The sequence below is a fragment of the Clostridium guangxiense genome, assembly GCF_021043395.1.
Taxonomy (GTDB): Bacteria; Bacillota; Clostridia; order Clostridiales; family Clostridiaceae; genus Clostridium_S; species Clostridium_S guangxiense.
Genome location: NZ_JAJNKE010000006.1, coordinates 54,715 through 75,415 on the forward strand (window position 1 = coordinate 54,715; position 20,701 = coordinate 75,415).

At 31.7% G+C, this 20,701-nt stretch carries 16 protein-coding genes; 15 read left to right on the forward strand and 1 reads right to left on the reverse strand.

The window, feature by feature from the left end:
- Positions 1-31: 31 nt before the first annotated feature.
- From LQK79_RS06305 to nrdG, 15 genes are all read left to right on the forward strand, one after another.
- Positions 32-274 (forward strand): Hint domain-containing protein, encoded by a 243-nt coding sequence (locus LQK79_RS06305; protein WP_231015965.1) that lies wholly within the window; start codon positions 32-34, stop codon positions 272-274.
- Positions 187-441: a polymorphic toxin-type HINT domain-containing protein gene (locus tag LQK79_RS21190; RefSeq protein WP_407928525.1), complete on the forward strand. Its 255-nt coding sequence runs from the start codon at positions 187-189 to the stop codon at positions 439-441. Before LQK79_RS06305 ends, LQK79_RS21190 begins: the two co-directional genes overlap by 88 nt.
- A gap of 139 nt (positions 442-580) precedes the next feature.
- Positions 581-1,873: a helix-turn-helix transcriptional regulator gene (locus tag LQK79_RS06310; RefSeq protein ID WP_231015966.1), complete on the forward strand. Its 1,293-nt coding sequence runs from the start codon at positions 581-583 to the stop codon at positions 1,871-1,873.
- A 19-nt stretch (positions 1,874-1,892) separates the two neighbouring features.
- Positions 1,893-2,048 carry a hypothetical protein gene (locus LQK79_RS06315; protein ID WP_157055760.1) on the forward strand — a complete coding sequence of 52 codons (156 nt, stop codon included), beginning with the start codon at positions 1,893-1,895 and terminating at the stop codon, positions 2,046-2,048.
- Positions 2,049-2,550: 502 nt separating this feature from the next.
- Positions 2,551-3,117, forward strand: coding sequence for a nucleotide exchange factor GrpE (grpE, locus tag LQK79_RS06320; protein WP_231015967.1), 567 nt, complete (start codon positions 2,551-2,553; stop codon positions 3,115-3,117).
- 23 nt (positions 3,118-3,140) lie between these two features.
- Positions 3,141-4,796, forward strand: coding sequence for an Hsp70 family protein (locus tag LQK79_RS06325; protein WP_231015968.1), 1,656 nt, complete (start codon positions 3,141-3,143; stop codon positions 4,794-4,796).
- Positions 4,797-4,817: 21 nt separating this feature from the next.
- On the forward strand, positions 4,818-6,911 hold the full coding sequence (locus tag LQK79_RS06330) for an Hsp70 family protein (protein ID WP_231015969.1): 2,094 nt from the start codon (positions 4,818-4,820) through the stop codon (positions 6,909-6,911).
- Between the two features lies 1 nt (position 6,912).
- Positions 6,913-9,864, forward strand: a complete 2,952-nt coding sequence (locus tag LQK79_RS06335) for a double zinc ribbon domain-containing protein (protein ID WP_407928522.1) — start codon at positions 6,913-6,915, stop codon at positions 9,862-9,864.
- 30 nt (positions 9,865-9,894) lie between these two features.
- Complete coding sequence (locus LQK79_RS06340; RefSeq protein ID WP_231015971.1) at positions 9,895-10,950, forward strand: HD-GYP domain-containing protein; 1,056 nt, start codon at positions 9,895-9,897, stop codon at positions 10,948-10,950.
- 501 nt (positions 10,951-11,451) lie between these two features.
- Positions 11,452-12,678: a peptidase T gene (pepT, locus tag LQK79_RS06345; RefSeq protein WP_231015972.1), complete on the forward strand. Its 1,227-nt coding sequence runs from the start codon at positions 11,452-11,454 to the stop codon at positions 12,676-12,678.
- A gap of 495 nt (positions 12,679-13,173) precedes the next feature.
- Positions 13,174-14,481 (forward strand): alkaline phosphatase family protein, encoded by a 1,308-nt coding sequence (locus tag LQK79_RS06350; RefSeq protein ID WP_231015973.1) that lies wholly within the window; start codon positions 13,174-13,176, stop codon positions 14,479-14,481.
- A 129-nt stretch (positions 14,482-14,610) separates the two neighbouring features.
- Positions 14,611-14,880 carry an ACT domain-containing protein gene (locus LQK79_RS06355; RefSeq protein ID WP_053243152.1) on the forward strand — a complete coding sequence of 90 codons (270 nt, stop codon included), beginning with the start codon at positions 14,611-14,613 and terminating at the stop codon, positions 14,878-14,880.
- A 13-nt stretch (positions 14,881-14,893) separates the two neighbouring features.
- Positions 14,894-16,249 (forward strand): PFL family protein, encoded by a 1,356-nt coding sequence (locus LQK79_RS06360; RefSeq protein ID WP_231015974.1) that lies wholly within the window; start codon positions 14,894-14,896, stop codon positions 16,247-16,249.
- A 515-nt stretch (positions 16,250-16,764) separates the two neighbouring features.
- Positions 16,765-18,873, forward strand: coding sequence for an anaerobic ribonucleoside triphosphate reductase (locus LQK79_RS06365; protein ID WP_231015975.1), 2,109 nt, complete (start codon positions 16,765-16,767; stop codon positions 18,871-18,873).
- 12 nt (positions 18,874-18,885) lie between these two features.
- Positions 18,886-19,362, forward strand: a complete 477-nt coding sequence (gene nrdG / locus LQK79_RS06370) for an anaerobic ribonucleoside-triphosphate reductase activating protein (protein WP_053243154.1) — start codon at positions 18,886-18,888, stop codon at positions 19,360-19,362.
- 668 nt (positions 19,363-20,030) lie between these two features.
- Here nrdG and LQK79_RS06375 read toward each other — a convergent pair.
- Positions 20,031-20,672 carry an MBL fold metallo-hydrolase gene (locus tag LQK79_RS06375; RefSeq protein WP_331000644.1) on the reverse strand — a complete coding sequence of 214 codons (642 nt, stop codon included), beginning with the start codon at positions 20,670-20,672 and terminating at the stop codon, positions 20,031-20,033.
- Positions 20,673-20,701: the final 29 nt, after the last annotated feature.

A 20,701-nucleotide genomic window follows, 5' to 3' on the forward strand; every position in this document is an offset into this window, starting at 1 on the left:
AGTTGACCTAGGAAAATCAATATTATTTAAGATGATAGATGGTTCGGAACAAATTATAGAAAAAGCAGTACTAAAAGCGTCACAAATAAAGGATGCGGCCTTAGAGTTCTGCATTACAGGAGATACTTTAGTATTAACTAAAAATGGATATGCAAGGATTGGTACAATAAAAGTAGGAGACTATGTATATTCCAGAGATTTAGAAGGAAAAGAAGAAGGTACAAAGAAGTACTACAAGTTCACAGAAGAAATACTTGTGAATTTGTATATTTAAATGTTGGAGGAGAAGAAATAAAAACAACTCCAAAACATTTATTTTTTAAGGCAGATGGACAGTGGGAAACAGCAAGTAATCTAAAAGTAGGAGATGAATTGGTTTCTGAAACAGGAGAAAATAAAATAGTTTTGAGGTATAAGGTAAAGCTGCCAAGAGAGATTTAGCTTATAATAATAATTCACTTTCTCATTCAGTTAATGAAAAATCATCACAAGATTTAAATGTTTAAAATTTCATTTACAAAATTTTCATTTAATGTTATTATTAAAGAAATTGGTGGGAAAATGGGGTGATTGAACAATAATGAAGAGTACAGTGGTGACTGATGGTGAAAAATTAAGGGCGATTAGAGATAGATACAAATTAAAGCAAAGTGATATTGCCGGAAAAGATATTACTAGAAATTTATTAAGTGAAATTGAAACAGGTAAAGCCATCATTACGAAAAATACGGCGGAGATAATTATAAAAAACTTAAAAGAAATTGGAAGAAAACGTAATCTAAAGATTGATGAAACTGTTGAGTATTTAATGGAAAATACATTAGTTCAAGCTACGAAGATACTTGATGATTACATAGCAAAGTTGAAGGAATTACTAATAAGTAAGGGTGAAGGTTTTACTCAAACGCTTAAAGAAGCAAAAAGTTTTTTAGCTGACTGGGATATTAGTGATAAGATGGCTTCTATTTATGAATTAGCAGGAGATTATTATTATATTAATAATGAAATGTATGAAAGTATAATGTATTATGAAAAAGCTGTAACTGCTATTGGAAAGTTAGTTGTTTCTGATCAATTATTACAAGTTTTTTCGAATATAGTAAAAGCTTATATTCTTGTTGGTGATTATGATAAGGCCATAGAGAGTTCTACTTTTGTAATAGAGCATTTTGATAATTTGTCATCAGAGTATATTGTTAAATTTATGTACAATCGTGCATATGGTTATTCTTTGCTTAATAAGTATGAATTGGCAATAAGGGATATTGACAAAATAGAAAACCTTGTAAGTAAAGATGATATACAAAAATATTTTATGGTTTTTGATACTAAAGCAGTATGTTTACATGAATCAAGGAAATATGATGAAGCTTTAAAATTATATAATAAAATTTTGGATGTGTTGGGCAGTGAGTATATAGATAAAAAATTAGCTGTTTATGTAAATATGACTGAATTGTATTTAGCAACAGCAGTTAGAGATAAAGCTAATAGTACGCTGTCTATAATAGAAAAAGAAATACCTTTTCTTGATAGTAATAGTTCTTATGAGGTTAATATTTTGTTTGATCTGGGGAAGATATATAAGGAATTGGGCAATATGGAAGAAGCTAATAAATATTATAATAAAGGATTAGATGCTGCTAGGAAAAAGAAAGATTATGTTTTTGCTTGTGATATTCTTTATGAATTAATAGATAATGCGGAAAGTATTGAAAGTGTAAATGATATAAAAAATAAAGTGTTTGTGATATCAGCTAAACAAGGAAAATTAGATTACAAGCTTATTCATAAACTTATAAGTTTTTATATTGCTAACAATAATATATTTAAAATAGATGAAATAAATAAGTTTGCTTTGCAATTTGTTTAAAAGAGGAGGGAATTATAAAATGAAACTAAAAAAGTCTTATAAGGCACTAATAACTGTTTGTGCTGTATTACTAGTTGCAGTTGCTGTTACTGATGCAAGTTTAGTAAATTCAATTGCTACAGTAGGCGGTGGTGCAATGAGTAAAGCTATTTATACAATACCTTTTATTTTTTAAAAAACATAAAGAGCCGATTGCAATTTCAAGCAATCGGCTCTTTTTAATGCAAGTCCTCTTAACAAAGTATAAAATTAAATATATAATTAAAACAAGAAGAGGCGCGTATGAATAAACCACTTGAAAGCTTTAAAATATATTTGGTAGGTTTTACAAGTAATGTTTTTTTAATTCACAATTCACAATTCACAATGCACAGTTCACAATGAAGGATGATTTTCTTTCGCTTTGCTACAGAAAATTTAAAACTTATTGCTGACGCCAATTTGAGATAAATCCATATCAGCTCGCTTTGCCAGCTGAACATTGGATTTTTATATAATTTTAGATTTATCTGACGAGAGGAAGATAAATCATCCTTAATTGTGCATTGTGAACTGTGAATTGTGCATTGATTTTAAATAAGTTAAATGTTACGAAAAATATTTTAGTCAATTTAAAGCTTAGAAGTGGTTTCAACATATGATGTGTAGATTTAACATAAAGGAGAATAGAGAGAGTTATGTGTAACAATGATGCCGAGGAAAAAATTATTGAAGAAACATCAAAACCAGAAGCTAATATAGAAGAAATTTTAGAGAAAGTCAACCAAAGCATACAAGAAGTAAAAGAAGAGTTTGTCAGTAAAGTTAAGTATGATGGTCATAAAGATAAGATAATAGATGAGCTCCACGAAGAACTTCAAGGATATAAAGACGACATTATACATAAGCTCTTAAGGCCTGTAATTACAGATATAATTTATACCATCGATAATAGCAATAAGACTGTACAGGCGTTACGGCAGAAGGATGTATCTGAAATTGATCCAAAGAAATTAATAGGAATTATTGAAGGGCAATCAGAAGATTTAGAAGACATACTGTATAGACAAGGAGTAGAAGAATTTACATATGTAATGCCAGAGTTTGATCCTAAAAAACAGAAAATTATAAAAACGGTTGAAACAGCTGAAAGAGAAAAAGATAGAACTGTAGCAAGAAGCTTGAAAAAAGGATATATGTTTGAAAATAGAGTTATAAGACATGAACTTGTGGAAGTGTATGTATACAAAGAGAAAAAAGAATAGTATTTTCAGGAGGGGAAAACAAAATGAATAAAATTTTTGGAATAGATTTAGGAACAACATATTCCTGCATATCTTATATAGATGAGTATGGAAGACCGGTAGTTGTACCTAATGCTGAGAATGAGAGAATAACACCATCAGTTGTATTTTTTGATGGTGATAATGTCATAGTTGGAGACGTAGCAAAAGAAAATTCAAAGATGTATCCTGAAGATGTTGTTGCATTTGTAAAGAGAGCTATGGGAGATGAAAATTTTTATTTTGAGCATGAAGGAAAAGCGTATCATCCAGAAGAAATATCAAGCTTTATACTTAGAAAATTGGTAGGGGATGCAGAAAATATTTTAGGAGAAAAGATAGAAGATGTAGTGATAACATGTCCAGCATACTTCGGAATAAATGAAAGAGAAGCAACTAAACTTTCGGGAGAAATAGCAGGGTTAAATGTAAAAGGAATCTTAAATGAACCTACGGCAGCAGCACTTTCTTATGGAATGGATTCAGAAGAAAATAAAGTTGTTTTGGTATATGATTTAGGCGGAGGAACCTTCGATATAACCATGATAGATATAAATAAGGATTCCATAAAAGTAATATGCACAGGAGGAGACCACAATCTAGGAGGAAAAGACTGGGATGATGCTCTTATTGCGTATATGGCAAATCAATATAGGGAAATAACAGGAAAAGAAGAAGACATACTAGAAGATAAAGAAACCTGCCAGGAACTTCAACTCTTAGCAGAGAAGGTAAAGAAGACATTGTCTCAAAGAGAAAAAGCACCAATATCAATAAATTATGAAGGCGAAAGAGCAAAAATAGAAATTACAAGAGAAAAGTTTGATGAGTTGACCTATGATTTACTTCAAAGAACTGTGAACTTAACAGATGAAATGCTGGAAGAAGCGAAAAAGAAAAATTATAACAGCTTTGATGAAATGCTCTTAGTTGGTGGTTCCTCAAGAATGCCGCAAGTAGAAAAAATTATAAAGGATAGGTATGGAATTGAACCTAAAATCTTTGATCCAGATGAAGCAGTTTCAAAAGGGGCAGCATTATATGGATGGAAGCTGTCTGTAAATGATGAGCTTATAAATAGAATTTCAATGGAAACAGGACAAACTCCGGAAAATGTAAAACAAAATATAGATGAAAATAAAATAGAAGAAAATATAGTTGAAAAAGCAGCAAAACAAGTTGCAGATGATACAGGATATACTTTGTCTGCCGTTAAAGCTTCAAATGTAAGAGTAGTGAATGTTGTAAGCAAAAGTTTTGGAGTTGTAACCTACAATAATGAAGGAAAAGAAGTAATATACAATTTAATACTAAAAAATTCAGAAGTTCCAGCAGAATTTACAGAAAGATTTGGAACACATGAAGAAAACCAAGAGAATGTGCTTATAAGAGTAGTAGAAGATGAGCTAAATGACAGAGTTATAGATTTAGATTACGGAAAAGAAATAGGTCAGATAGAGCTGATGCTTGCAGAAAATTTACCTACAAATTCACCAATTGATATAACTTTCAAGTTAAATGAAGAAGGAAGACTTGAAATTACAGGAGTAGAAGCAGTTGAAAAAAGAGAGGTAAAGACCGCTATAGATACAAGTTCAGTAATTAAGGGAAAAGAGCTTGAAGAAGCAAAAGAAAGAAGCAAAAATATAGAAGTATCATAAAGAGTTGAGGTATAAATGAGTATGAAATATAGTTTAGGAATAGATCTTGGCACAACGTTTTCTGTAGTGTCAGTTATTGATAAAGAAGGAATTCCAAAAGTATTAAATAACAGCGAAGGAAAAACTCTAACCCCATCTGTAATTTACTTTGGAGAAGAGAACATTTTGGTAGGAGAAGAGGCCAAAGAAATGCAGGCAATGGGAGATGAAAATGTAGCATCGTTTTTTAAAAGAAATATGGGGGATGAGTATTTTGGACTAAACTTTAGGGACGAGTACTATAACTCAGAGAAGCTTTCAACAATTCTACTAAAAAAATTAAAAAAGGATGCAGAAGCTGCTTTAAAAACTTCCGTTGAAGATGCAGTTATAACTGTGCCAGCTTATTTTAATAATTCACAAAGAGAAGCAACAATAAATGCAGGAAAAGCAGCAGGATTCAATGTTTTAAGTATAATAAATGAACCAACAGCAGCGGCCATAGCTTACGGCATGAGAAATGATGATATAGAAAAAAATTTGTTAGTTTACGATTTGGGCGGAGGAACCTTCGATGTTACGCTTGTACATATTGATGCATCAAGCATAGAAGTGCTTGGTACAGATGGAGATCATGAACTTGGAGGAAAAGACTGGGATGATAGAGCAGCCGTTTATATAGGACAAAAGTTCTTTGAAAAAACCGGCATAAATCCACTTGATGATATGGAGTCCTATAACGATATACTCGTCAAATCGGAAAATATAAAAAAGCAGCTTTCAACAAGAGAAAAGTGCCAGACTACTATATGCTTTGGAGAATTTAAAGAAACTTTTGAAATCACAAGAGAAATATTAGAAAGTATAACAGGAGATCTTTTAGAAAGAACAAAAAGATTAAGTGAGGATGTACTAAAAAATGCAGGACTTTCCTGGAAACAGCTAAGCGGAGTTTTGCCAGTTGGAGGTTCTACAAGAATGCCAATGGTGCTTGAATTTATAAAGAAAATAAGTGGAAAAGCTGTGGTTTCTGGAATAAATGTTGATGAAGCCATATCAATTGGAGCAGCAATAGAAGCTTCAAGACAGGCAAAAATAGATGGCAAAAATGTATTTACACTTGGAAGCTATAAAAAAACTGAAGATGTTATGAGTCACAGCCTTGGGATGGCTGCAATAAGCAAAGATGGTGCAAGATATATAAACAGCATTATAATATCGAAAAATAAAAGAATACCTTGCAAAGAAACAAGGCCATATGTAATAAGAACAGGGAGAAACAGAAGAAATGTTCTCGATGTTTATATGCTGCAGGGAGAAAGTGAAGATATACAAAATTGCAGCATACTGGGGAAGTATACTTTTTCAAATATTGAACATGAAAACTCAAAACAAGCAGTAATAGATATAGAATATGCCTATAATAAAAATGGTGTTGTTACAGTTTCGGCAGTGCAAAGAAAAACAGGAAAAAGGCTCAGCTTAAGCATTGGAAAATATGAAGAAGATTTGCAATGGCTATACAGTGAGCCAAAGGAAGAAGAAGAAAGAATACATAAAAGTATAGTTGTAGCTATGGATTTATCAGGAAGTATGAGAGGAGAACCACTTAAAAATGCAGTTTCAGCGGCTAAGAATTTTGTTTCTGAAGTAGACATGGATAATTCAGAAGTTGGAATTGTGGCCTTTGCGAATAAAGATGAAATTGTAGTAGATTTGACCAGTGAAGAAGATAAAATTATAGAGGCAATAGATAATTTAAATTCTGTTAAAGTAGGAACTTCAACCACATCAGAACCATTTTCAAAAGCATATGACATGTTAAAGAGTGCAGATGGAGATTCCTATATAGTGGTACTTACGGATGGACAGTGGTATGGGAAAAAAGATGTAATAGGAATAGCAAATAAGTGCAAAGAAGATGGAATAGAAATTGCAGCAATAGGCTTTGGAAGTGCTAAAAAGGAATTTTTAGATAAGATAGCTACTTGTGAAGAAAACTCAATATTCACAGAAGCAGCAAAGCTTACACAATCCTTTTCAAAGATAGCAAGAGTAATTTCAAAGACCAGTGGAAACCTTAAATTGTTTCAAGGGTATGGACAAAGATCTAATTCACTAAATCTTTTAAAGTGAGGTGATAGCTTTGCAAAGCAGCGAAAATTTTTATTTGCTTTTAGGATTATCCATAGAACCTCAAGAGCAGGATGAAAAGAAAATAGAGAGTGTCATAAATAAAAAAAGAAGCCAATGGTCAATGCTTAGAAATCACCCTACAAAGGCGGTAAAGGCAAAATTTTATTTGAGCTTGATACCAGAAATAAAAAGGGTTATGCTTGGAAATCCATATGAGAGAAAAGAAGAATGGAAAAGGGCATTAAGAATAAAAAAGCAGGAAGAAAAAGATAAGTTTAAATTATTGGATGAATGCATACAACTTCTATGCTCAAAGGGAGCTATTTTTGAGGAAGAGGTTAAGGCACTTCAAAGTAAATTTGGAACTTTTTCAAAAGAAGAAATGATGAAAAGAATAAAAGTTCCAGTGCGATTAAATAAAAAGAATTCCTTAAATAAGATAATTAATGAGAAAAAAATAGATAGTACTATAATAAATAAGATAAAAGCAAATTTAGAAATAGTAAAAGCAAAATCACTTTACGATTTTTTAAGGGTATCCAAGGATTCACCAATAGGAGTCTTGAAAATGGCTTCTAAGTATAAATATGATGACATAAGAAAGATAGCAGCTAAAGATGCCATAAATACAGCAAGTTCTATTCTTCAAGGTTTGTGTGATGATATTTTTAAAGATGAAGAAAGTAAGAGAGCATATGATGCTTCACTTAAAAGCGAAAATATAAAATATATTGAAATGGCACTAGAAATATCAGCTGCAAAAGGCTATGTGTCCAGCGAAGAATTTGATAATTTAGTGGCTAATATGGTAGAAAAAGGTTTTGAAAAAGAGGAAGCAAAAAGTTATATAAAAAACATCTGTGCAGACAAGAAAGTGTCACTTCAGGTTCCATTAAACTTAAGTATAAACTTTATGCAAGGCTGCAGTGTATGTGGAAGTGTAAATTATAGAACTTCTAAGTTCTGCTATAACTGTGGCTCGCCATTAAAAATATCATGCCCCAAGTGTCATAAAATAGTGAGTTCTAAAAATGAATTTTGTGATAACTGTGGTACTAATGTTAAAAATGTCATAAAAGCATCACAGCTAATAAATGACTGTGAAAGATGTGAGGTGGCAGGAAATATTGAAAAAGCATATTTTTATATAAGTGAAGCAGTGGCTCTATGCCCGAAAAACGAAAAAGCTTTAAAGCTTATGAAAAGCATAAAAAATAGAAAAATTATAATTCTTGATAGAGAAGGTAAAATACAGAAACTTATTGAAAAAAAACATTATTATACTGCAATGAAAGAACTTATCGCATTAAAGCAAATAAACTATTCAAATCTAGTAGAATCTCTGGAAAATTTAATAGCAAGCAAAATAGGAGAGAGTGAAAAAAAGCTTGCTAAAGCTCATGAAGCTCAAGATAAAGATACATTAAATGATATATATAGTTCTATTTTAAATGTATGCAGTGATTGTGACGAAGCGTTAAAATGGATGGCTAAATTTCCACCAGAAGCTCCAAGATTTTTAAGATATAAAATAACTGGTGAGGGTATAAACATAAGATGGGATTCAAGCAGCTTAAATAAAAATGTAACTTACAAGGTAATAAGAAAAATGAGAATTGAGCCTTCTTCAATTGATGATGGAAAGGTTCTTTACGAAACCAAAGAAAATGAAATGACAGATTATACAGCAGAACCAGGACAAAATTATTATTATGCTGTTTTTGCGGTAAGGGGAGGTAGTGTATACGCTAGAACATTTTCTGTTGTTGGACCAGTTATGAGAATTGCTGATGTAGATGATATCGAAGTTGAGAGGGAATCTGGTAAAGTAATTTTATCTTGGACATCCTCCATTAAAACAAGAGAAGTTGAAGTTTGGAGAAAAGAAGGGGAAGTTCCAGCTAAAAGGGGAGATGGCGTTAAGCTAAGGGATGTCTCTCTTTTTGGAGTGGAAGATATAGGACTTGTTAATGGAAAAAACTATGGATATCGTATAATTTCTTTATATAGAGATATAAAAGACAATGAGGTTGCATCGGAAGGAATAACCTGTTTTGGAAAGCCAATTGTGCCTCCAGAGGTCATTACCGAAATAAGGCTGACCAATATAGCTGAAGGAATAAGAGTAAACTTTAAGAGAAATAGTTTTAGCGGAAAGGTGTACATATTGTACTCAAATGAACCTTTTGAATTTGAAGAAGGACAAGTTATAAAAAGAGATAAGTTAATTAAAATTCCAAGCAAGGCCGTGATAAAAAAAGAGGGAGAGTGCGATATAAAAAATATTGATGATGGAGTTCTATTTATACTCCCTGTAGTTGCAGAAGGCAATATTGCATCAGTAGGAAAGCAAGTACATGCATCTTTCTTGAAGAATGTTGAAAATTTAACAGGGTATATTTTAAATAAAAAGTTATATCTGCAATGGACATGGCCTAAAGAAACAAAAAAAGTTCTTATTGGATGGAAATTTGAAGATTTTTGTAATGGAGTAAATGATCCTAAAGGAAACTATAAAGAAGTAACATTTCAAGAATATAGTAAAGATGCTGCATTTATTTTCGATAATTTGAATAGAATAAATTATTTTATTACTGTTTTTACAATTAATGAAAGTAAGTATATAAGACGTTATTCTTACGGTAACAAATGCAAAATAAAAAATACGGGGTTTCTGGAAATTTATTATGAGATAAAGAGATCAAAGGGGATTTTTGGACTCAATAAGGGAATTACTTTTATAATTAAGCATGAGTTTATGAATGAAGATATGCCAAAGTATGTTTTAGTTGCTAATATGAAAGGTGAACCTTTAACCATCAGTGATGGAAATATAGTGTACAGGGGGAATGAGGAGAAGGTTGATTTAAATTCTGTTGATGAAAATATATTTATAAGACCTTTTTTGGAATCAAGTGAAGAATATGAAAAGTATAAGTTTGTGAGAAGATGAGAAAATATATAATAGGGTAGTGAATGAATTATGAAAATGGTTTTTCTTAGAGAGCTTGAACCAGATCAGATTATTGGAAAAAGTGTGTACAATAATGATGGTAAACTTTTGATTAAATCGGGTACCAAAACTACAAGAGAGGTTATAAACTTCCTCAGAAAGAGTATGGTATTTTTTGTTTATGTAGAGGATGATGCCTTAGACGATATAAAAATTAATGAAGAGCTGGATAAGGTAAAAATAAATACACTTAATAAAATGCCAGAAGTATTTGATGAGTTACTTACTGGAGACGAAAAAAGTGCAGAAAAGTCTATAGATATTATTTATAATCTTGTTGATTATATAGTTGCTGATGGCAGTACTAATATAAATCTTTATGAATTAAAATCTTATGATGAGTATACTTATATTCACTGTATTGATACAGGAATAATGGCTTGTTTTTTAGGAAAATCCTTAGGGTATGGCGGTGAAAGACTTAAAGCGTTAAGTGTTAGTGGTATTCTGCATGATATAGGTAAAATTAAAATCCCAAGTGAAATAATTAATAAGAAAGGGAAGCTTACAGAAGAGGAATTTAATGCTTTAAAATTACATACTCAGTATGGAAAAGAAATTATAGAAAAATACAAAACCTTTAGTGATAATGTCTTAAAAGGAATTTATGAGCATCATGAAAAATATGATGGCACAGGATATCCTCTTGGACTTAAGGGAAAAGAAATAAGTGAGTTTGCAAGAATAATATCTATATGCGATGTATTTACTGCCGTAAGTGCAAATAGATCCTATAGAAAAAGGTTTACTCCTAATGAGGCGTATGAACTTATTTTATCGGGAAGTGGTAGTTCTTTTGATCCTGATATTGTGCAAAAATTCAGAATGACTTTTTTTGTATATCCCATTGGTTCATGTGTGAAGCTTTCAAATGGTGCAGAGGGTTATGTTGTGAAGCAAAATGAGAGCTTTCCAGATAAGCCCATAATTAGAGTTACCTATGATACTGTAACGAGTCAGCCTATATCACCTTATGAAGTAAACTTGATGGAAAACTTGAATTTAGTAATTAAGGAAGTTATTTAATTGATACTTTGGAAGGACACTAAAAATTGTTTGGCGTCTTAATATAAAAATATTGCGAAGTAACAATGCTTCGTCACATTAAAAAAATTCTATAAATCTAAACCTCAAAAATCATAAAATTCTAAGAGTTTTCAATAACTCACCTATGGCTCAAACAGATTTAAAACTCTAAGTATTTTATGATTTTTGAGTCAAGATTTATTGGAATTTTTTTAAATCGTTCCTTCATCATTATTACTTCGCTCCCACGGTAGTGCAAGGAAAAAATTCCTCCGTACCTACGGAATTTTATGCGTGAATCTTTGTAACCAATTAAATTTCTATACTATATTGATATAGCTATTAAATTCTATTGCCTAACCATGTTTACAGTGCATTTTTCGTAGAGAAACGGAGAAAAATTTTCCTTGTTTCTTCGCAATATTTATAAATTGTGTATTATAATAATTAGTGAGACATTCCGTTTTTATAAAATACATAAAGAAAGAAGGTATGTAATAAATGTCAGAAGTAGTAGATAGATTTCTTGAATACATAAAGTATGACACTAAATCTGATGAAGATTCGAATTCAATACCTAGTACCGAAAAACAATTAGCTTTAGCTAAAAAATTGGTGCTTGACTTAAAAGCTATAGGTTTTTCAGATGCCGAGGTTGATAGTAGGGGATACGTTATGGCAACACTCCCATCTAATATGGATAAAAAATTACCTGAGATAGGATTTATAGCTCATATGGATACGAGTCCTGAAATCAGTGGTAAAGATGTAAAGCCTCAAATAGTTGACAACTATGATGGAAAGGACATCGTACTTAATAAAGAAAAAAATGTGGTTTTATCACCTAACGAATTTCCGAACCTTTTAAAATATAAAGGAAAAACTATCATAACAACAGATGGAACTACTCTTTTAGGTGCTGATGATAAAGCTGGAATATCAGAAATAATTGCGGCAGTAAGCTATCTTGCTAAAAATAAGGAAATAAAGCATGGAACCGTTCATGTAGCATTTACTCCTGATGAAGAAATTGGTCGTGGAGCGGATTATTTTGATGTGAAAAAGTTTGGAGCAGAGGTTGCTTATACAGTAGATGGCGGAGCTATTGGCGAACTTGAATATGAAAATTTCAATGCGGCAGGTGCAAAAGTAATTATAAAGGGAAGAAGTGTTCATCCTGGAGATGCTAAAAATAAAATGATAAATGCTGTAGAAATAGCATCAGAATTCATGAGTTTGCTTCCTAAAAATGAAGCTCCTGAGCACACTGAAAAGTATGAAGGATTTTATCATGCATACGGCATAAAAGGCGGCGTTGAAGAGGCAGAAATACAATATATAATAAGGGATTTTGACAAAGAGAACTTTGAAAATAGGAAAAAGTTAATGGCTGAAGTGGCAAAATTCATAAATAACAAATATGGAAGAGAAATTGTAATAGTTAAAGTAAAAGATCAATATTATAATATGAAAGAAAAAATAGAACCTGTTAAACATGTTGTTGATATAGCTTATAAGGCTATGGAAGATGAGGGGATAACACCTATTGTAAATCCTATAAGAGGCGGTACGGATGGTGCTAGACTTTCATATATGGGTCTTCCAACTCCAAATATGTTCACAGGTGGAATGAATTTTCATGGTAAATATGAGTGCATTCCTACCTTTGCCATGGAAAAAGCAGTTGATGTAATACTTAAAATAATTGAACTTTATTCCGAAAAGTAGTAGAGAAAATGTAAAGTAACAATGCTTCGTCGCATTAAAAAAATCCTATAAATCTAAGGTAAAAAAATCTTAAAATCCTAAGATATCTCAATAACTCATTGTGAAAATGTTTAAATGAATTGAAATATCTAAGTATTTTATGATTTTTTTACCAAGATTTATTAGGATTTTTTTAAACCGTATTTTTAACAAGTACATAATACGGCTATAATATAAGTGTAAACATGAAAGGTTAAAATTAGAAATAATATATTTATACAGGTAAGATATAAATATTAAGAGTAGGGAGTACAGAGTACAGTGAAGGATGATTTTTCTCCGCTATGCTTCGAAAAATATAAAACTTAATGCTCACGCATGGCGTAAAACATAGTGTTCAGCGCAGCTGACACTATTAAGTTCTAAAATTTACCTAAGTGAAACGAAAGGTAAATCCGCATTCACTGTACGCTGTACTCTGTCAACTGTACTCTAAATAAGATTGGAGGTGTAGTTATGAATAGTGCGGCTAAGCATCTTATAGTAATATCAATAGATTCTCTTAATTCACAAGATTTCAATAGAATGATGAAGCTATCTGCATTTTCTCAAATAATAAAAAATGGTTCTTATGCAAGAGAGGTTGTGGGAATATATCCTTCATTAACTTATCCTTCGCATGCATCTATAATAACAGGAGTTTATCCAGATAAGCATGGACTATTTACCAATGAAATAATGGAGCCAGGTGTGAAAAGGCAAGCTTGGTATTGGTATAGAAAATATATAAAGGTTCCAACGCTGTGCGACATAGCAAAAGAAGCTAATATGAAAATTGCAAATGTATTTTGGCCAGTAATGGGAGGAGCAAAAATAGACTATAACTGCCCGGAGATATGGACGGTAGAACCAAGAGAAAGTCAGATACTTAAATCTTTAAGGGCAGGATCGCCAATTTTTCTTTTTAACATATTTAAAAGGTTTGGAAAACTATTAAATGGGATAGAAGAACCTCAGCTCGATAATTTTTCTACTGAATCAATAGCATATGTAATAAAAGCAAAGAAACCAAATTTGGTTCTGCTGCATCTAAATGAAGTAGATCATACGAGGCATAAACTTGGCTTTAATGCACCTGAACTAGATGAAGTATTTATGAGGATGAATGGTAGGATAAATAAGATTATAAATTCTGCTAAAGAAGCTGGAATATACAAGGACACTGTGTTTGTAATACTTGGAGATCATGGATTTGCAGATGTGGATTATAGAGTATGCCTTAATACAAAATTTGTACAAAAAGGTCTTATAAATTTAGATAAAAATGGAGAAGTTAAAGAATGGAGGGCTTACCTTAATTATTGCGACGGATCTGCACAAATAAAGGTAAAGGATAAAAACGCATTTGAAAGTGTAAAATCAATACTTATGGAACTTAAAAATACAGCACCATCTCCAATAAAAAGGGTGTATACAAAGCAAGAGGTTGAATTAGAAAAAAGGGTTACAGGAGATTTTGATTTTATGATAGAGGCAAACGATGGATATTATTTTGATAACGATTGGAATGCTCCTGAAATTATAAATAGAATAGTGAAATCAAAGTCAAGAGTCAATGAGTATGATTACTATGTGGCTACTCATGGATATGACCCTATGAGGCGTAATTATAGAACATTTTTTGCAGCAGCAGGACCTTCAATAAAAAAAGGATTTTCTTTGCCACAAATAAATTTGGTAGATGAAGGCCCAACAATAGCCAGAATGCTTGGACTTAATATGAAAAATGTCGATGGAAGGGTAATAGAAGAAATATTTACATAAATAAATTTAAATAAAATCTCCTATTGGAGCGGAATTTGTATTATAATTATATATGTGTGTTATATGGATTAACAAGTGTTTGTCCACTAAAGAATATATTGGTTATAGAAAAAAAGGAGGGCTAAATTCATGAAAGCTGTTGTAACAGTTATAGGTAAAGACAAAGTAGGAATTATCGCAGGGGTAAGTTCAATTTTGGCAGAGATTGGTGTTAATATTTTAGACATAAGCCAGACAATAATGCAGGAGTATTTTACTATGATAATGCTCGTAGATACTTCCTGTGCAAGTATTTCATTTGAAGAAGTAAAAGAGAAACTTGATGAAAAAGGTAAAAAGCTTGGAGTTTCAATAAAAATACAAAATGAAGGTATATTCAATTCAATGAATAGAGTATAAAGGAGAATCTCAGATGAATACTAGTGAAATAATGAGCACCATAAAGATGATTGGTGAGCAAAAATTAGATATACGTACTATAACTATGGGAATATCTTTAAGAGATTGCTGCAACTTTAATGGAGAAGAATCTAGAAAAAGAATATATGATAAAATAACAAAGTATGCTGAAAATCTGGTAAAGGTTGGGGAAGAAATAGAGAGAGATTACGGAATTCCTATAATAAATAAAAGAATTTCAGTTACACCTATTTCTATGATAGCAGAATCTTCAGATGATAAAGATTATGTTGAGTATGCAAAAACTCTTGATAGAGCTGCAAAAAATGTTGGAGTTGATCTCATTGGTGGATTTTCAGCTCTTGTTCATAAAGGATGTACTAAGGGCGATAAAATTTTAATGAGCTGTATTCCGGAAGCTTTACACAATACAGATATAGTTTGCAGTTCCGTAAATGTGGGAAGCAGCAAAACAGGAATTAATATGAATGCAGTAAAAGAAATGGGGCAAATAATAAGACGTACAGCAGAAATGAGTGCTGATACAAATGGAATGGACTGCATGAAGCTTGTTGTATTTGCAAATGCTATAGAGGATAATCCATTTATGGCAGGAGCTTTTCATGGTGTTGGAGAAGCTGAATGCATAATTAATGTAGGTGTAAGCGGGCCAGGAACAGTTAAGGCCGCCCTTGAAACTGTAAGAGGAGAAAGCTTTGATATTGTTGCTGAAACTATAAAGAAAACTGCATTTAGAATAACTAGAGCAGGACAGCTTGTTGCAAGAGAAGCTTCAAGAAGACTTGATGTCCCTTTCGGAATAGTTGACTTATCGTTGGCACCTACACCAGCAGTTGGCGATAGTGTAGCAAGGATATTAGAAGAAATAGGAATTGAAGCTTGTGGTGCACCAGGAACTACAGCAGCATTAGCAATGTTAAATGATGCTGTAAAAAAGGGCGGAATAATGGCTGCATCCCATGTCGGAGGACTTAGTGGTGCTTTTATACCTGTTAGTGAAGATGAAGGTATGATAGCAGCAGTTGAAAGTGGAGCACTTAATCTTGAAAAACTTGAAGCAATGACATGTGTTTGTTCTGTTGGACTTGATATGATAGCAATACCAGGAAACACTCCTGCAGAGACTATTTCAGGTATAATAGCTGATGAAGCTGCTATCGGGGTTATTAACAATAAAACTACAGCAGTACGTTTAATACCTGCAATTGGATTAGATGTTGGAGATAGCGTTGAATTTGGTGGATTGTTTGGAAGAGCACCAGTTATGCCAGTAAGCAAGTTCTCATCAGCTGATTTTATAAATAGAGGTGGAAGAATTCCTTCGCCTATACACAGTTTTAAGAACTAGATATAAATAACTTGGAACTTGTGAAGTCCATTATATATAAATTTTTATAATACCTTTGTCTAGAACTAACATTATGTTTTACTAAACATATAGTTTTAATTTAATTGATTAACCATATATACAGTGTATTTTTCGTAGGGAACCGGAGAAAAATATTCCTTGCATTTCAAGTTTAAGCGAAGTAATAGTATTGAAGGAATAGTTTAAATAAAATTTTATAAATCTTAGAATTTTAGGATTTAGACTCTTAGATTTATTAATTTTATTTAATATTCCAAGATACTGTTACTTCGCATTATTTTTGGTTTACATTTAGTTATGTGAGTAATACCAATGTATTTATGCAGAAGATTTAAATATCAAGTTAGCTTTAACCATAAAAAAGCGAAAGAAATAAAGATAATGAATAATAAAAAAGTATATCTTATGAAATAGATATATTTAAAAATTGATATAAAAAATTTTCTCATGTATAATATGCTAAGTACAAGATATTGTGTTATGGAGGGAATTTCATGCTAAATGTAGTAAAACGTGACGGAAGAGAAGTCAAATTTGATTCTAATAAAATTTCAAATGCCATTAAAGGTGCATCTGATGAAATAGGGTTTAACATAAAAGAAAGCGATATACTTAATTTAACTGAGCAAGTTATAGGAGAATTAGAAGGAAAGCATGTCGATAAAATTTCAGTTGAAGAAGTACAAAATTTAGTTCAAGATATATTGTTTGAAAACGAATATAGAGAAATAGGATTAGCTTATTGCAATTATAGAAATGAAAGAACAAAGGTAAGAGATATAAAGTCTGATTTAATGAAAGCTATAGAAAAAATTGGAGTTGAAACGGACAGAGATAACGCTAATGTGGGGAATAATTTTAGTTCAAAGCTTTTAAGAATAGCAAGTGAATCAAATAAGTGGCATAATCTTGCTGTAATGCCTAAAAAGATTTCAAAAGCGCATGAAAATGGTGATATTTATCTTCATGATTTAGATAGTTATAATCTCACTACAAATTGTTTACATATACCAACAAAGGAAGTTTTGCTAAGAGGATTTAATACAGGCTATGGATATATAAGAATGCCTAAAAGAATAGAATCAGCTGCAGAATTATCTTGCATACTTCTTCAATCAACACAAAATGATATGTTTGGTGGTCAGTCACATCCTGATTTTGATAACGATATGGCAGAGTTTATTGAACCAACAAGAGTTTGCATTAGAGAAGAACTTAAGGAATTTGGCATAGAAGAACAGAAAAGAAAAGAAATTACTGAAAAGAAACTTAGAAGAGCTCTTGAACAGGCAATGCAGGGGATTGTATATAATCTTAATACAATGCACAGTAGAGCAGGTTCACAGGTTCCATTTTCGTCGATTAACCTTGGAGTTCCTAAAACAAAGGATGCGGCTCTTGTTTGCGAAGTATTTCTTAAAGAATATGAAAAAGGACTTGGTAGAGGAGAACAGCCTATATTCCCTAACATAATATTTAGAGTTAAAAAGGGAGTAAATAGAGAGAAGGAGGATCCATATTATTATCTATATGAATTAGCATGTAGAGTAGCTGCTAAGAGAATGAATCCTACTTTTATGAACCTTGATGCTGATTTTAATAAAAAGTATTATGACAAAGGATATGTTCCGGCTACAATGGGATGTAGAACATATTTAATGTCAAATGTAAATGGAGAACCTGGAGTTAAAGGAAGAGGAAATATAGCGCCAACCACTATAAACCTACCAAGAATAGGAATAATAGCAAAGCATGATATAAATAAATTTTTCGCTGCCTTAGATTTAAGACTCGAAATAGCAAAAGAAAGTCTTTTAGATAGATATAATGTTTTAAAGAAGCTTAGAGTTAAGGATTTGCCTTTTGTAGCAGGACAAGGACTTATGAAGGGATCAGAAGGATTAAAACCAGAAGATTCAATAGACCCAATACTAAAACAAGGAACTTGGGCAATAGGTTTTATAGGACTTGCAGAAGCACTTGTTGCACTTACAGGACATCATCACGGAGAAACTGAAGAAGCAAGAGAACTTGGCTACAAAATAGTAGAGTACATAAGAAGATATACGGATAAACTTATAGAAGAAACTCATCTTAACTGGAGCTGCTATGCTACACCAGCAGAAGGCTTATCTGGTAAATTTATAGTAAAGGATAAGGCTATTTTTGGTGAAATACCAGGAGTTACAGATAAGGAATATTACTCAAATAGCTATCATATTCCAGTTGGATACAATATATCAATAAAAGAAAAGATAAATATAGAAGCTCCATACCATGCTCTTTGCAATGGAGGTCATATATCTTATATAGAACTTGATGACTATCCTGATGCTCAAACAGTAATGGATATCATAAATTATGCTTATAACAATACAAATATAAGTTACATGGGAATAAACTTTCATATAAGATACTGCAGACACTGTGGAACTTATTTAAGCAGCTCTGATGTTAAATGCCCATCATGTGGAGACACAGATATACAAGGAATATCTAGAGTTACAGGTTATTTAAGTTTAGATGAAAGATTTGGAGCAGGAAAATCTGCTGAAAGAGCTGATAGAATATCACAAGCTAGTGGAAATCGTGTTTACAAATAATGGGGTGATCAAATGGAATTGCAAGTAGCTGGTTTTCTTGATAACTCCCTTGTAAATGGAGAAGGACTTAGAAGTGTGCTTTTTCTATCAGGATGCTCAAGAGGATGCCCAGGATGCCAAAATGAAGCAATGCAAGATTTTTCATATGGTGATAAGATTTGTGGCAGTGAAGTTATAGAAAGAATAAAAAGCAATATACCCTTAATTAAAGGTGTTACATTTTCAGGAGGAGATCCTTTTGAACAAGCAAAAGCACTAATAGATATTGCTAAAGAAATAAGAAGATTAAATCTTAACATATGGTGTTATACAGGATACACTTATGAAGAGATTATAAATGGAAATGATAAATATAAAAAAGAACTTTTAAAATACTTGAATATACTTGTAGATGGACCATTTAAGGAAGAATTTATGGAAAATGCACCTAAGTATGCAGGCTCGAGCAATCAAAGAATTTTAAGACTCAAAGATGGAGTAGTGTACTAAATATTGTGAAGTAACAATGCTTCGTCGCGTTAAAAAAATCCTATAAATCTAAGTGGTTATTTAAAAAAAAGTGGTTGCTTTGGGTTCTAGAAGGATAACGATCATATACGGGGTTTGGGATGTAATCCCATTATCCTTCTTTAACTTGTATTACGCATATATATATTAGCCCAAACCCCGCGTATGTTTATACTCGCTATTGCTCAGACAGATTGAAATATCTTAGTATTTTACAATTTTTGAACCAAGATTTATTAGAATTTTTTTAAATCGTTCCTTCAGCATTGTTACTTCACTCCCACAGTAGTGCAAGGAAAAAATTCCTCCGTACCTACGGAATTTTAGCATAAATCTTTGTAATACGTTATTTAAGCAATTTATAATCATTTTCATTGTTAAATCTTGCTAACAGTGTATTTTTCGTAGGGAACCGGAGAAAAATATTCCTTGTTTTCCGGGTCAGTGAAGTAACAACATTGAGGGAATAGTTTAAATAAAATTTTATAAATCTTAGGGTCTAAATCGTAAAAGGCTTAGAGCTTTCAATCTGTCTGAGCCAAAGGCGAGTTATTGAAAGTTCTTAGAATTTTAGGATTTAGACTCTTAGATTTATTAATTTTATTTAATATTCCAAGATGTCGTTACTTCGTAATTTTTATAGAGTGGAACTAAATAGTTGGTATTAAAACCCTATTATTTCCTCTTAAGTTTTCTTTAATAACAAGTTTACTTTCGTGAAGCTTTTCACCATTTTTCATATTAAGAATGAATTTATCAACTCCATCTATAGGTAAAGAGGTTAAAGGAGTTTTGTAGTGCATAGGTATTACAATTTTGCTGTTTATTTTTTTACATAACTTTGCAGCTTCGTCTCCATCTATAGTAAAATTTCCGCCTACAGGAATTAAAAGCACATCTATGTTTCCAAGTGAATTAATTTCGTCTTCGGATAGAATATAGCCTAAATCTCCAAGATGACAAATTTTTAAATTATCCATTTTAAATGTGAAGATAGTATTTTTTCCCCTTGCAGCACCTTTCAAATTATCATGATAGGATGGAAAACCTATTATTTCTATGTTCTCATATTTATATGCGCCTGGTTTATCAAATATTATGGTATTTTCAGGCAAGTTTTTTACGTAATCATGATCAAAGTGATGGTGGCTGATTGTTACAACGTCCACAGCACCGCTGTATGATTTATACCCTAAAGTTGTATCGAAAGGATCAGTTAGAATTTTTTTGCCATTATTGCTTTCTAATAAAAAGCAAGATTGACCAAACCAAGTTAAATTCAAAATTATCACACTCCTGTTTATAGATAAACAAGCTGAAA

Coding starts and splice junctions, on each gene's coding strand:
- LQK79_RS06305 (WP_231015965.1), top strand. CDS start 32: ATGATAGATGGTTCGGAACAAATTATAGAAAAAGCAGTACTAAAAGCG.
- LQK79_RS06310 (WP_231015966.1), top strand. CDS start 581: ATGAAGAGTACAGTGGTGACTGATGGTGAAAAATTAAGGGCGATTAGA.
- LQK79_RS06315 (WP_157055760.1), top strand. CDS start 1,893: ATGAAACTAAAAAAGTCTTATAAGGCACTAATAACTGTTTGTGCTGTA.
- grpE (WP_231015967.1), top strand. CDS start 2,551: ATGTGTAACAATGATGCCGAGGAAAAAATTATTGAAGAAACATCAAAA.
- LQK79_RS06325 (WP_231015968.1), top strand. CDS start 3,141: ATGAATAAAATTTTTGGAATAGATTTAGGAACAACATATTCCTGCATA.
- LQK79_RS06330 (WP_231015969.1), top strand. CDS start 4,818: ATGAAATATAGTTTAGGAATAGATCTTGGCACAACGTTTTCTGTAGTG.
- LQK79_RS06340 (WP_231015971.1), top strand. CDS start 9,895: ATGAAAATGGTTTTTCTTAGAGAGCTTGAACCAGATCAGATTATTGGA.
- pepT (WP_231015972.1), top strand. CDS start 11,452: ATGTCAGAAGTAGTAGATAGATTTCTTGAATACATAAAGTATGACACT.
- LQK79_RS06350 (WP_231015973.1), top strand. CDS start 13,174: ATGAATAGTGCGGCTAAGCATCTTATAGTAATATCAATAGATTCTCTT.
- LQK79_RS06355 (WP_053243152.1), top strand. CDS start 14,611: ATGAAAGCTGTTGTAACAGTTATAGGTAAAGACAAAGTAGGAATTATC.
- LQK79_RS06360 (WP_231015974.1), top strand. CDS start 14,894: ATGAATACTAGTGAAATAATGAGCACCATAAAGATGATTGGTGAGCAA.
- LQK79_RS06365 (WP_231015975.1), top strand. CDS start 16,765: ATGCTAAATGTAGTAAAACGTGACGGAAGAGAAGTCAAATTTGATTCT.
- nrdG (WP_053243154.1), top strand. CDS start 18,886: ATGGAATTGCAAGTAGCTGGTTTTCTTGATAACTCCCTTGTAAATGGA.